Here is a 13,167-nt window from a genome sequence, read left to right as displayed (position 1 = left end):
GTCGTCGCCACCGCTGTCGTGGCCGTTGTCGTCGCCACCGCTGTCGCTGCTGTCAGAGTCTCCGTTGTCGCCTCTCTCTGTGGATGAGAGAGAGGAAATGACTTCGCGAGTCGCCTCGCCGGTCTTCACGACCTCGTCGGTCCCGACCTGCACTGCTTGCGTTCCTGCATCGATCAAAGGTGCCACGTCCGGTAGCGCCTGGCAGATGCAGTTGCCCTTCTCGGGCTTCTCGACCGTGCCCTCTGGCTGGTGGCCAGTGAATGCGGTCAAGTCCTCGACCGAGGTTGTCTGGGCCGGTGGTCCTTCTGGCGTCCGTGATTCGTCTCCGTGGGCCGTTGCTGCACCCAGGGCGATGAATCCGGCGGCGAGAAGGGACGTAGTTGCTGCCCTTGCCATCCACGTACTCATTGGTCTGCCTTCCTGCTGCGAGTGACTCACACACGCGCTCCGGACATGACTCGTCCGGGCATGGTTGTGCTGCCGCGAACCTGCAGGAAGGTTCAGTCAGGAGCGACGCCCGGCTGGCGACCAGCCGAGCGCGGGGCGACAGAGTCCGTGCCCACCATGACGCAATCGGCGCCGGGGATGAACGAGAGGGCGGCTGGTACGACCGCGGTCATGGCTACGCTCGCGCTGCCGCCCGATCCTCCGTTGGCAACGTTGGTGCTCGAGACCATGTGGTCGGCCAGCTGGCCAAGGGTGGACTCGTGGGATCCGATTACGTCGGATCCCCTCCCGATGCTGGCGGTCTGCTGCGGAGAGACAGCAGCAAGGTCACGCACGGCCTCGGAGCCACGCTGGGCTGCCTGGGGAGAGCGGTGGGTCCGCGCAGTGGCTCGTTCGTGCACGGTTGTGATGTTGGCGCGTTTCCGGGAAGGAGTCGTTTCCACCGTTCTTGGCTCGACAGGGGTCATGCCACGAGGTGCCAGCCCGAGTCCCCTGGTGACCGCCACGACGCTGTGCTCCACAGGTCGAGTCGCCTGCTCGACCAAGACGCCGACATTGCGGGTCACCGTCTCGAGGTCCCGGACCGTCCGGGTCAGCTGCGAGTCCCTGCCAATGACAGGTTCGAGATCTCGGCCAAGTTCACGGGTCGTACGTGCAATAGGAGTCAACGTGGGCGTGACGCCGCGCTCGATGCCCCGGGTCACGCTCGAAATGGTCTCCGCCGTACCCAGAGCAAGAGAATCCTCCTGTCCTACGGGCAATTCGGGCTCAACGGGTGTCGGATCGGAAGACGCCTTCGCAGGCTCGACGGGCTCCGGCCGCGTGACTGGCGGTGCCGCTGGCTGTACGACGACCGCGGGCTCCTCGGCCTGCTTCGCGGGGTCCGAAGCCACTGAGTCTGCATCCTCCGGAGTCGAGGCTGCTGGCTGTTCGGGCGCAGGAAGCAGTGTTGTGCGCTGCTTGTCAGGTGACTCCCCGCTGCCGGAGTCATGGCTTGCCGACACCCCGTTGGGAGTCTCGCGATGGGTGTCGTCGGCGTGAGCACTGGCACACCCGAAGAAGAATGCGGCCGCCGCGGCAGCAAGAACGAAGCCCAGCCGAAGCGCGACAGGGCTCAGCCCGTGACCCGCTTGGGAGTCGCCTCTTTCCAGATTCGCGTCCATACCGTTCCCCGAGAACTGTTGAACTTGAAAGCCGTACTCCCCAATTTGTACCTCCCGGAAGTGGGTTCGTCCATACCGGGTCCAGAATTGCCCTGGTGTGACCCAGTCGTTTCGTTGACGTCAAGGCGCAGTCCCAGAGCTACTCGACGACGAGAATCCTCAAGCAGGTAAGGGATCTGAGCCCTCAGTGCTTGAACACCCGGAGTGCGGAACTGGACGAGATGGACTGCGCCTTGGTGCATGACGACGCCAATGGACAACGCACCAGGTAGGAGCCGGTGGCGGTGTCTCGTGGCCCGAAGATCGCTCCGTTCCCGTCCCAGTCCGTCCTGCCCGCGGTCCACGCAGTGGCCGGCCGGATCGAGCGGACGACGGCGCCTGTCCGCAGCCGTCGGACCTGGACGACACCGGTGCTCTGCCCCTTGGCGTTGGTGGCGAAACCGAGCACGCGTCCGCCGTCGGGTGAGACCTCAACCGGCCGGAAGCGCAGCTTCCACAGGACGGCCTTGGGGTTCATCAGGTCGCGCGCGGTCCAGTAGCCACTCGTTGCCTTGCGCCACTGGACGCGACCCTTCAGGTCGGCTCCGTCGACAGTTCCCTTCACAATCGTCTTCACACCTGCCCCGAAGGTCCACACGTACAGCTTGCTCGGGAGCTCGTCGTATCCACCCTGGCCACCGACGACGACACGGTTTCCGTCTAGGTCGAGGGCGTCGACCCCCATCGGGAAACCGCGGCTGGTCACCACCGTGCCGTCGAGACGCTTGACGGTGAGCAGGACCTGGCCGCCCCACAAGTCGTAGTAGGACTCCACGAAGGTGTCACCGGAGTCGCTGAGCGAGACATCCCACCCGTCGTCGTCGTACATGCAGATGACCTCGCTGGAGGACCGTTGCGCCGCGCCGAGGTTGTCGACGAACCACAGGATCTGACGGGTGCAGATGTCGCCGCTGCCGTCGTCGTCGAGGTATTCCTCACTGAGCAGGGCCAGCCGGCCGTCATCGGTGCGTCCGAGACCTCTGATCGATGCCTCGGATGCCGGGGGCGAGGCGCCCCAGTTGACGGTCACAGGGCGACCGTTGTCGTACACCGTCTTGCCGTCGAAGTACGGAGCTCGCACGACGGTGGTGGCCGCCGCCTCCTGGCCGGTCGAGACCGGAGCGGGAGCTGCCAGCGTCGGAGCTGCGAGAGTCGGTGCGGCCAGTCCGGCCAGTGAAGCGGCAAGCGCCACCAGAGATCGCGTCTTCATCTGTTCCCCCAGAGATCGAACAAGCACGATTTGCCTGGATCCTATCAAAATGTGAGCTAGGTCACTCAAGGTCCAGGGTCAATGCCCGGCTCGTCTCCGCAGCACCCTCGGACGTGTTCCGACGTTGATCGGGTGCCGAGGTCTCTTCGGATTGCGGCGCAGCCTCGACTACGGCTCGAACACGCGAAAGCCTGCACTCTTCGTGATGGTCTGGGCCTTGGCGCACGATGAAGAAAGGGGGCAGCGCACCAGGTACGAGCCCCCGGCCGTGTCTCGTGGCCCGAAGACCGCTCCGTTGCCGTCCCAGCCCATCTGCCTCAGGCCCCACTTCGTCGCCGGTCGCAACTGCCTGACCAAGGCCCCGGTGCTCAATCGTCGGACCTGGACGATGCCGGTGTTGCGGCCAGCTGAGTCCGTGCGGACACCCAGCACTCGCTTGCCGTCCGGGGACACGGCGACCGGCCGGAAGCGCAGCTTCCAGAGCACGACCTTGGGGTGCGTGAGGTTGCGTGTGGTCCAGTAGCCGCTCTTGGCCCTACGCCACTGGACGTGGCCCAAGATGTCAGCTCCGTCGACGACTCCCCTGACCACAACACGCGGACGCTTGCCGAAGGTCCACACGTGGAGACTTGGGACAGGGTCGTCGTACCCACCCTGGCCACCGAGCACCGCGGTGTTCCGGTCGACGTCGAGTACATCGACCCCCATCGGGAAGTTCCGCCTGGCCAGCAAGGCGCCACCGAGACGGTGGACGCTGACCGACACGACACCGCCCCACAGGTCGTAGTAGCTCTTGTAATAGGTGTTGCCGGAGTCGCTCAGCCCGTAGGCGACACCGTCGTCGGAGTAGAAGCAGAAGTACTCCTCGTCCATCAGGGCTGCCCTCCCTGCGCTGGTGACCAACCACAGTGCGGTGTGTCCGCAGGTGTCACCCTCGTCACCACCGGGATCCGGGATGGTTTCGTTGGTGACCACCGCGAGACGTCCGTCGCTGGTGCGGCCGCGACCACTGATGGATGCGTCGGCAGCCGGTGGCTCTGCTCCCCAGTTGATGGTGACCTGATGACCGCCGTCATACACGGCCCTGCCGTCCACGTACGGCGCGCGGACGACGGTCGACGCGGCTGCTGCCTCTTGCCCGACCGCCACGACTGCCGGAGCGAACGCCCCGGCGATTGCGGTGGCCGCAGCCACCAGAAGCTTGGTTCTCATTCATCCCCCGATGCAGATCCAACACGGATTTCAGGGGAGCCTAACAGTCCGCTGAGCCGCGGGGCCGGAACCGAAATGCTCAGCCGTTGTAGGTGATCCGCAGCTTCTCGGTCAGTGGCACGGACTGGCAGGCCAAGCGGATGCCGTCGGCCAGATCGGTGTCGTCGAGCACTTCGTTGTGCTTCATGCGCACTTCCCCCTCGAGCAGCATGCAGGCACAGGCGCTGCAGTTGCCCTCGCGGCACGAGAACGGCGCGTCGACGCCCTTCGACTCCAGGAACTCGAGGATCGGCTCCTTGCCGGAGTAGTCGTCGAATTCGTAGGACTGTCCGTCGAGCTCGACCTCGAGCCGGACCGGCCCGGACAGCGCCGGTTTGTCGTCGTCCTCGTGGTCGTCGGCGTCGGCGAGGGTGGCTTCGGCCTTCTGCAACTCCTCCACGTCGCCGAACGGGTTGCCCCCGAGTGAGACGAACTTCTCCTGGTGTCGGCGTTCGCGGGGGAACTCGAGCTCCCGCAACGCCAGGGAGACCGACTTCATGAACGGGGCCGGACCGCAGCAGAAGGCGTCGTACGTCGTGAAGTGGGCCGCGAACGCCTTGAGCTGCTCCTGGGTCGGCAGACCCTGGACCGACTCGAGCCAGTGGACGACGACCAACCGGTCAGGGTGCTCCGCGGAGAGCCGGGCCCACTCCTGGGCGAAGATCACCGAGCTCTCGTCTCGGTTGGCGTAGAAGACCACGATCCGGCCCGAGCCGCTGGCCAGAGCGGTACGCGCGATGGAGATGATCGGGGTGACCCCGCTGCCCCCGGCAAAGAGGAGCAGGTCGTGGTTGAGGTCCGCCGGGGTGAAGATCCCACTGGGTGGGAGGACCCGGATGGTGTCTCCGGGCTTGAGGATGTCGCAGATCCAGTTGGACGCGTACCCGTCCACGGTGCGCTTGACGGTGACGGTCAACGGGCCGTCCTCGACGGGAGAGCTGCTCAACGAGTAGCAGCGTGCGGCGAGGCCGGTCTGGTCGCTCGGGACCGCGACGGTGAGGAACTGGCCAGGTCGGTAGTCGAAGTGGCCCTCCGCCTCCGGGGTCAGCCCCAGTTGCACCGAGCAGGCGTCGGCCGTCTCCTCGACGATGCCGAGCACCGGCAGGACGAACGAGTCAGTATCCATCTTCGGCTCCGATGTTGATCTCGCCCTCGCGGACCGCCGCCTCGATGCTGGCGGCGAGCCGGGGGCACGCTGCGTGAACTGAACGCCCGTCGGGCGCGTCCGACATCCTCGCGAACTCCTGGCATTGCTTCAGGGCTTGTCCCGACCACTGGATGGAGGTGTGGTGCTCGGAGTTCTTCTTCACCCCCACTTTCGCCAGGCAGTCCAGGCAGGCCACCTCGACCAGACGCGCCCGGGTGTAGCGCCGCTGGTCCTCGACCGTGTCGGGGCTCAGTGGGACGAAGGAGGGCATCAGCTCGACTCGGCCGGCTCGGGGGTCTTCTCGACAGTCTGTGCGTTCGCGGCGTCCTCGGCAGCCTTGCGAGCGAGATTCTCCTCGACCTCGGCGCGCCAGTTCTCGTTCGCGCGGGTCGTGTCGACCTCGAACTCGAAGCGGTCGGTCATCTCGGCGACGATGTCGGCCTTGTCGACGTAGAACTGCTCGTACCACCGTCGCAGCTGGTAGACCGGGCCGTCCTCCTCACACAGGAGCGGGTTCTGCACCGGCGCCTTGTTCAGCCAGATCGCCACGTCCTGCAGGAATCCGTCGCCGAACATGTCGGAGTACTTCTTGCCGATGTAACGAGCGGTCTTGTCGTCGAGGCCCTCGGGCTTCTCGACGCAGAGGCCGTACTGCAGCTTGAAGGAGTTCGGCCCGGTCGGGATGTGGCAGTTGACCAGGATGACCTTGGTCAGGAAGCCCTTGTAGTCGGTCTCCAGCCAGTTGATCATGTACGACGGGCCGTAGTAGGTCGCCTCGGACTTCAGGATCAGGTCCTCGTCGCCGTATCCCTCGCCGGCCATGTCGGGGCGCCCCGTCGACTCCATGAACTGGGTGGCCATGTGGCCCTCGAACACGTTGCGGAAGTTCGTGGGGAAGGCGAAGTGAATGTAGAAGAAGTGCGCCATGTCCACGACGTTGTCGACGATCTCGCGACAGTGGGCGTTGGGCACGTCGATGACTTCCCAGGTCCAGTCGGTGTACCGGTCGGTGCCCACCCCTTCGAGCTCCGGGGGCAGGATCTCCATGTCGGCCTGGCCGCCCTCGACGTCGTGCCAGACCAGAACCTGACCGTTGCGGATCACCGTGGGGTAGGTCTGCGTGCGGGCGCGTAGCGGCACCCGTCGGGCGTAGGGAATCGCCTTGCACTTGCCGTCGCCACCCCAGCGCCAGTCGTGGAACGGGCAGGCGATCTCGTCGCCCTTCACGGTGCCCTGGGTGAGGTCGCCGCCCATGTGCCGGCAGTAGCCGTCGAGCACCTTGATCTCGCCCTGGCTGTCGGCCCACACCACGAGTTTGCCGCCGAAGGCCTCGACCGCGTGTGGCAGACCGTCGCGGAACGCGTCGACGAGCCCCAGGCAGTGCCAGCCACGCGCGAAGCGCTCGGGGACGGTGCCTGTGTCGAGCAGTCGGGTGTCACTCATGCGATGTACCTCCGGCGCGGCTGGACCAAAACGAGAACACGTTATAGTTTTACCACATGCGAGTCGCTCTGACATCAGCCCAGGAACGTCTTCGTGACGATCTGCAGGACTATTTCGCCCAGCTCGTCACGCCCGAGCGGCGTACCGCCCTGACCATGGCGACCGGGGAGTTCGGGGACGCACAGGTCTACCGCGAGGTCATCCAGGAGCTGGGCAACGACGGGTGGCTCGGAATCGGGTGGCCCGAGGAGTACGGCGGCCAGGCGCGGTCGATGGTCGAGCAGCTGATCTTCACCGACGTGGCCGCCGTAGCAGGGGTACCGATCCCCTACCTCACCCTCAACACGGTGGGGCCGACGATCATGCGCTATGGCAGTGACGAGCAGAAGGACTACTTCCTGCCCAGGATCCTGGCCGGCGAGCTGCACTTCTCCATCGGCTACTCCGAACCCGGTTCGGGCACGGACCTTGCCTCCCTCAGGACCCGCGCCGTGCGTGAGGGCGACGAGTGGGTGATCGACGGACAGAAGATGTGGACCTCGCTGATCCAGTATGCCGACTGGATCTGGATGGCGTGCCGCACCGACCCGGATCTTCCGCGGCACAAGGGTCTCTCGATGATCCTGGTGCCGGTCGACTCCCCCGGCTTCTCCTACACCCCGGTGCACACCGTGGCCGGTGTGCACACCAGTGCGACGTACTACGAGGACGTGCGAGTGCCGGCGTCCAACCTCGTCGGTGAGCTCAACGGCGGCTGGAGCCTGATGACGAACCAGCTCAACCATGAGCGGGTGGCGTTGACCTCATCGGCGGCCCTGGTGCACTCGATCGGCCTGGTCCGCGACTGGGCGAGCGAGACGAAGAACCCCGATGGGACGCGGGTGATCGACCAGGAGTGGGTGCAGATCCTGCTGGGTCGTGCGCATGCGCGCACCGACGCTCTGACCCTGGTGAACTGGAAGCTTGCCTCCTCGGTCGACAACCTCTCCCCCGCGGATGCGTCAGCCACCAAGGTCTACGGATCAGAGCTCCAGATCGAGGTCTACCGGTCGCTGATGGAGATCGTCGGCCCGAACGCCGCACTGACCGCGGACTCCCCCGGTGCCGTGCTCGCGGGACGGCTCGAGCGCTACTTCCGCTCCTCGCTGGTGATGACCTTCGGCGGCGGCACCAACGAGATCCAGCGCGACATCATCGGGTACGTCGGCCTTGGCCTCCCCACCGCCAAACGCTGACCACCCCAACGCGAAAGCAGACTCCATGGACTTCACCTTCACCCCCGAGCAGGACGAGGCGTCTGCGCTCGCGGCGGAGATCCTCGACGACCTGGCCATCGCTGAGCGGATGCGCGAGGTGGAGCGCGCGGGCGACCGATTCGACCGCACGCTGTGGTCTGCCCTGGCCGAGGCCGGTCTGCTCTCACTCGCAGTTCCCGAGGATCACGGCGGAGCCGGCCTCGGGCTGATCGAGCTGGCACGCGTGCTGATCGAGGTCGGGCGAACCGTCGCCCCCGTGCCACTCGCGGTGCACGGACCGGCCACCCTCTTCCTGGCCGAGTCCGCTTCCACGGCCCAGCAGGCGGCCTGGCTGCCCAGCGCAGCGCACGGCGACCCAGTGCTCACCGCAGCGGTCAGCGAGGACCGGGCGCATCTGCCCGCGGAGCCGACGACGACCGCGACTCCGAACGACGGAGGCCACAGCCTGGTCGGCGTGAAGACCCTCGTGCGCGCCGGCAAAGTCGCCGACCTCATGCTGGTCACCGCAACCACCCCCACCGGAGCCGGGGTGTTCCTGGTCGACCCCTCCGCGGCCGGCGTCTCGCTCGAGACCCAGCACACGAGCGACGGCGACGCACTCGCACGTGTCACGTTCAACGAGGTGGCGCTTTCATCCGATGCACTGATCGGCCCTGCTGACGGGGTGGCGGCGACCCGGCTCGGCCAGCTCCTGACCATCTGCTCCGCAGCAGAGCAACTCGGCGTCGTCCGCGGTGCGGTGGCGCTCACCGCTTCCTATGCCACGACCCGTGAGCAGTTCGGCCGACCGATCGGCACGTTCCAAGCCGTCTCGCAACGCCTGGCCGACGGCTACATCGATGGACTCTTCTTCGAGCTCGCGCTCTGGCAGGCCGTGTGGCGGTTGTCCGAGGGCCTGCCCGCCGAGGTCGAGGTCGCCACCGCGAAGCTCTGGGCCGCCGACGCCGGGCACCGGGTGGCGCACACGACTGTCCACGTGCACGGGGGTGTCGGCATCGACCTGGACGGGGAAGCACACCGCTTCTTCACGGCGGCCAAGCGCTTCGAGTTCGCCTATGGCGGGAGCACCGAGCAGGCACTCCTCATCGGAAAGTCACTCGCGCGCCAGTAGTGTGCGATCACCACGCGCACTCACAGGAGATCGCCATGCCCGTGCCTGATCCCGCCTGGAGTGACGTCGACGGCGAGCCTGTTGTGGACCTTCCTTCCAGACAGGAGTTCGAGGCCTGGCTTGCGGACCAACCCGCCAACAGCCACGCGGTGTGGGTCAGGACCGCGAAGAAGTCGTCGTCCCTGAGCTCGATCACCGAGGACGAGATGGTTGACGTCGGGCTCTGCCACGGTTGGGTCTCCGCCGTACGGCGCCGTTGTGACGACGACACCTATCTGCAGCGCTACGCCCGAAGGCGCCCGAGCAGCAAGTGGTCGCGGATCAACATCGCCAAGGTCGAGCAACTGACCGCAGCAGGTCTCATGCGCCCCGGTGGCCTCGCCGAGGTCGAAGCGGCGAAGGCCGACGGCCGGTGGAACGACCCCTGGACCTGACGCGCCCGGACTCCTCCGCAGAATTCTGTTTGCCGACGATGAATAGCGGTCACCATCACGGTCTACACATCAGCATCGGAACGCACGAGCGCGGAGGTGGACACCATGGCTGCATCGATCCCCGTCGAAGAGGAATCGGGACGCTTTTCGGGTCGCACGCGTCGGCACAACGGCTACTACGCCGGCGACTTCAGCAGGCCGCGCGGCGCACTCTCGTCCACGCCCACGATGCCCTCCTGGCCGCGCCACGGCGTGGTGAACTGACTGCCCATGCCCCCTGATGCGGCGTGACCGGCCAGGTCGCGTCACACTCCTCGAGCCCGGCGTCGATGCCACACAGCAGGGCGCGTGGTCGTTCTGCTCGGAGATCGCTGAAGACCAGGGCTGCTGGCCCCATGGCGGGGCCGTGCGTCGGCAGCGCCGGAATACCCGAGCCGGACCAGACCTTCTCCAGACATGGAACTCGATGAAGCACTCGAGACGGCGCGCCGGACGCGCGAGTCCGTCCTGACCACGATTCGCCGCGACGGACGCCCGCAGCTCTCCAATGTGTTGCACGCCGTTGGCGACCACGGCACGATCCGGGTCTCCACGACGGGCAACCGGGCCAAGTTCAACAACATGGCCCGAGAACCCTGGGTGGCCCTCCACGTCAACGGTGATAATTTCTTCTCCTACGCCGTCATCGAGGGAACAGCAGCGCTCTCCTCCATCGCGCAGGATCCGGACGACGACGTGGTCGACGAGCTCGTCGATCTCTATCGCGCACTCGTCGGTGAGCACGACGACTGGAACGCCTACCGCCGGGCCATGGTCGACGAGGGACGTGCGGTCGTGACGATGACTCCGACCCGGGCCTACGGCATGCTCCAGCTCCCGAAGACCAGCGGCACGTGACGCGTGAGCGGGTGATCGTCAACCAGGGTTGAGGATTCAGCCCAACGACCGAAGTCGCGCCACCGTCTCGTCGTACTCCTTCACGAGTGAGGCCATCACCTCGGCCACCGGGCGAACTTCGTTGGTGCGTCCGACGATCTGCCCTGCCGGCATCGAGATCGTCCCGGGATCGTCGCCGCGGTTCATCCGGTTGTGCGCATCGGCGACGAGCAGGTTCTGCAACGGCATGGCCAACGGTTCAGGGGCATCGGGCGCCTCCCAGGCCTCGGTCCACCTGGTCTTCAGCAGGCGCGCCGGCTTGCCGGTGTAGACGCGTGTGCGCACGGTGTCGCCCGACCCGGCCGCGAGCAGTGCGTCGCGGATGCCGGTTCCCGACGAGAGGTCGTATTCCTCGACCGTCAACCAGAGGGACCCCGTCCAGGCACCTTGGGCGCCCAGGGCCAGGGCTGCGGCCACCTGCCGCCCCGAACCGATTCCGCCGGCCGCGAGCACGGGCACGTCAGGACCGACCGCGTCGACGATCTCGGGGGTGAGCACCATGCCGGCGATCTCTCCGGTGTGGCCGCCGGCCTCGTAGCCCTGGGCCACGATCAGGTCGACACCGTTGCGGACGTGGGAGAGAGCGTGCTTGGCCGCCCCGGCCAGTGCTGCCACCTTCACGCCGGCCGCATGGGCCTGCTCGATGACGTCGACCGGCGGGGAGCCCAGTGCGTTGGCGATCAGCACGGGCCGGTGGGACAGGGCCACGTCGACGTGCGAGCGGGCGACCGAGTGCAGCCAGCCCAACACGCCTTCGCGGCCCTCGCCCTCGGGAAGTGGCGGGACGCCCAGTTGTTGCAGCGTCCGCTCCACGAAGCTGAGGTGCTCCGGCGGGATCATCGCCGTGAGGTCGATCGCGGTGCCCTCGGTCGGCACCTTCATCGGCATGACCACGTCGACGCCGTAGGGCTTGCCGTCGGTGTTGTCGTCGAGCCAGTCCAGGGTGCGGTCGAGCTCGTCGGCGTCGTTGAATCGCACCGCTCCCAGGACCCCGAGTCCGCCGGCCTTCGTCACCGCGGCGGCCACGTGTTCCGAGGGAGTGAACGCGAAGATCGGGTAGTCGATGCCGAACATTTCACAGAGGTCGGTCTTCATCTGCTGTGCCTCAGACCGCGGCGACGGTCACGCCGGCCAGTTTCTTGGCCTTCGGGTAGTTCGCCTTGCCGGTCGCGTGTCGCGGGATCTCGTCGACCAGCGTCACCGACCGCGGAAGCTTGTAGCCCGACAGGCTCGTTCGCAGGAAGTCGCGCAGCCCCTCGAGGTCGGGAGCCGTGCCCACGCGTGGCTGGATGACCGCGGCCACCTGTTGGCCGTAGTTCTCGTCCGCGATCCCGACCACGAGGACGTCGAAGACATCGGGGTGGGCCTTGAGCGCGTTCTCGACCTCCTCGGGGTAGACCTTCTCTCCCCCGGTGTTGATGCAGTTGGATCCGCGACCGAGCAGGGTGACCTTGTTGTCGCCCTCGAGCCGCACGAAGTCGCCGGGCACGGAGTAGCGGGTTCCGTCGACCTCGATGAACGTCTGCGCCGACTTCACCTCGTCCTTGTAGTAGCCGACCGGGACGCTGCCCGAACGGGCCAGCCGGCCGATCTCGCCGACCGCGGTGCCCGCATCGAGCACCTGGTTCCTCTCGTCGAGGACCACGGACTCGAGACCCAGGCTGATGATCGCCCCCTCGCCCTTGATGTTGTCCTTGTCCTGCAGGCCGGTCCCCTGGAATCCGGTCTCGGACGCACCCACCGAGTCCGTGAAGAAGGTGTTCGGGAAGGCGGCCATCCAGCGTTCCTTGACCGGGCGACTGAAGATTGCCGCACTGCTGGCGACTGCGACCAGCGAGCTGCCGTCGTACGACGAACGCTCGAACTCCTCGATCAGCGGTCGGGCCATCGCGTCACCGGTCATGAAGATCAGCTGCACCTTCTCGCGGTCGACGATCTCCCACACCTCGCGCGGGTCGAACTTGGGCGCAAGGATGGTGAGGTGGCCGGCGAAGAGGTGCATCAGCATCGCCGCCTGGGCGCCGCCGTGCATCAACGGAGACAGCGGGAACGTGACCATCGGGTCATTGGTGGCTGCCGACTTCGACTGGTCGAACTCCTCGAGCCGGGTGCCGGCCATGAAATCGATGCCGCCACCGAGGACCCGCCAGAAGTCCTCGTGACGCCACATCACACCCTTGGGATAGCCCGTCGTTCCACCGGTGTAGACGATGTAGAGGTCGTCGTTGGAGCGAGGCTCGAAGTCTCGGTCCGCACTCTGGCCCGCGAGGGCGTCGGCCCACGTGATCCCGCCGTACGACGAGAGGTCACTGTCGTTCTCGGGATCGGTCGGGTCGGTCGCCGCCACGAGAGTGTGGAGCTGGGCATGCTTGGGGCCGACCTGGGCGACCAAGGGAGCGTAGGTGCGCTCGTGGATCAGTGCGACGAGATCGGCGTTGTCGAAGAGATAGTCGAGCTCGGCCTCGACGTAGCGGTAGTTCACATTGATGGCGACGGCTCGGATCTTGAAGATGGCCAGTAGTGCGATGACGTGCTCGGCACTGTTCTTGGCATAGACCCCGACATGATCACCCTTGCCGACACCACGGCCCTGCAGGAAGTGCGCCAGCTGGTTGGCCGAGGACTCCAGCTCGTTGTAGTCAACCAGTCGGTCGCCGACCTGGATGGCGTGACGATCGGGCACAGCGTCGACGGCGTGTTCGAAGAGATCAGCGATGTTCAAGGCCATGC

General features: G+C 66.4%; 13 protein-coding genes. 5 read left to right on the top strand and 8 right to left on the bottom strand.

Annotated elements, in window-relative coordinates; translation table 11 throughout:
- The 6 genes from NJ4_RS25605 to NJ4_RS08720 form a co-directional block, all read right to left on the bottom strand.
- The coding region (locus tag NJ4_RS25605) for a hypothetical protein (RefSeq protein ID WP_217996805.1) at nt 1-396 on the bottom strand (396 nt) is incomplete at its 3' end.
- 1,398 nt (nt 397-1,794) lie between these two features.
- Complete coding sequence (locus NJ4_RS08740) at nt 1,795-2,859, bottom strand: hypothetical protein (protein ID WP_157550966.1); 1,065 nt, start codon at nt 2,857-2,859, stop codon at nt 1,795-1,797.
- A gap of 168 nt (nt 2,860-3,027) precedes the next feature.
- On the bottom strand, nt 3,028-4,071 hold the full coding sequence (locus NJ4_RS08735) for a hypothetical protein (RefSeq protein WP_157550964.1): 1,044 nt from the start codon (nt 4,069-4,071) through the stop codon (nt 3,028-3,030).
- Nucleotides 4,072-4,150: 79 nt separating this feature from the next.
- Nucleotides 4,151-5,236 (bottom strand): ferredoxin--NADP reductase, encoded by a 1,086-nt coding sequence (locus NJ4_RS26905; RefSeq protein ID WP_067433149.1) that lies wholly within the window; start codon nt 5,234-5,236, stop codon nt 4,151-4,153.
- The gene (locus NJ4_RS08725) at nt 5,226-5,528 is read right to left on the bottom strand and encodes a hypothetical protein (RefSeq protein ID WP_067433148.1); all 303 of its coding nucleotides are present in this window, start codon (nt 5,526-5,528) and stop codon (nt 5,226-5,228) included. The genes NJ4_RS26905 and NJ4_RS08725 overlap by 11 nt, the downstream gene beginning before the upstream one ends.
- Nucleotides 5,528-6,700: a Rieske 2Fe-2S domain-containing protein gene (locus NJ4_RS08720; RefSeq protein WP_067433145.1), complete on the bottom strand. Its 1,173-nt coding sequence runs from the start codon at nt 6,698-6,700 to the stop codon at nt 5,528-5,530. Before NJ4_RS08720 ends, NJ4_RS08725 begins: the two co-directional genes overlap by 1 nt.
- A 56-nt stretch (nt 6,701-6,756) precedes the next feature.
- On the opposite strand from NJ4_RS08720, the gene NJ4_RS08715 reads away from it, so the two are divergent.
- The 5 genes from NJ4_RS08715 (at nt 6,757) to NJ4_RS08700 (ending at nt 10,398) form a co-directional block, all read left to right on the top strand.
- Complete coding sequence (locus tag NJ4_RS08715) at nt 6,757-7,935, top strand: acyl-CoA dehydrogenase family protein (protein WP_067433142.1); 1,179 nt, start codon at nt 6,757-6,759, stop codon at nt 7,933-7,935.
- 25 nt (nt 7,936-7,960) lie between these two features.
- Nucleotides 7,961-9,067: an acyl-CoA dehydrogenase family protein gene (locus tag NJ4_RS08710; RefSeq protein ID WP_067433139.1), complete on the top strand. Its 1,107-nt coding sequence runs from the start codon at nt 7,961-7,963 to the stop codon at nt 9,065-9,067.
- Nucleotides 9,068-9,102: 35 nt separating this feature from the next.
- Nucleotides 9,103-9,501: a YdeI/OmpD-associated family protein gene (locus NJ4_RS08705; RefSeq protein ID WP_157550962.1), complete on the top strand. Its 399-nt coding sequence runs from the start codon at nt 9,103-9,105 to the stop codon at nt 9,499-9,501.
- 105 nt (nt 9,502-9,606) lie between these two features.
- Nucleotides 9,607-9,765, top strand: a complete 159-nt coding sequence (locus tag NJ4_RS25600; RefSeq protein WP_157550960.1) for a hypothetical protein — start codon at nt 9,607-9,609, stop codon at nt 9,763-9,765.
- Between the two features lie 192 nt (nt 9,766-9,957).
- On the top strand, nt 9,958-10,398 hold the full coding sequence (locus NJ4_RS08700; RefSeq protein ID WP_067433133.1) for a PPOX class F420-dependent oxidoreductase: 441 nt from the start codon (nt 9,958-9,960) through the stop codon (nt 10,396-10,398).
- A 36-nt stretch (nt 10,399-10,434) separates the two neighbouring features.
- On the opposite strand, the gene NJ4_RS08695 is transcribed toward NJ4_RS08700, so the two are convergent.
- Nucleotides 10,435-11,532 (bottom strand): NAD(P)H-dependent flavin oxidoreductase, encoded by a 1,098-nt coding sequence (locus tag NJ4_RS08695; protein WP_067433130.1) that lies wholly within the window; start codon nt 11,530-11,532, stop codon nt 10,435-10,437.
- 10 nt (nt 11,533-11,542) lie between these two features.
- Nucleotides 11,543-13,165, bottom strand: a complete 1,623-nt coding sequence (locus tag NJ4_RS08690; protein WP_067433127.1) for an acyl-CoA synthetase — start codon at nt 13,163-13,165, stop codon at nt 11,543-11,545.
- Between the last annotated feature and the right edge of the window lie 2 nt (nt 13,166-13,167).

It is taken from the genome of Nocardioides jensenii JCM 1364 = NBRC 14755 (assembly GCF_001552535.1).
Classification (GTDB): domain Bacteria; phylum Actinomycetota; class Actinomycetes; order Propionibacteriales; family Nocardioidaceae; genus Nocardioides; species Nocardioides jensenii.
Note: the sequence above shows the minus strand (reverse complement) of the source record. Positions and strands in the feature narration are given on the sequence as shown.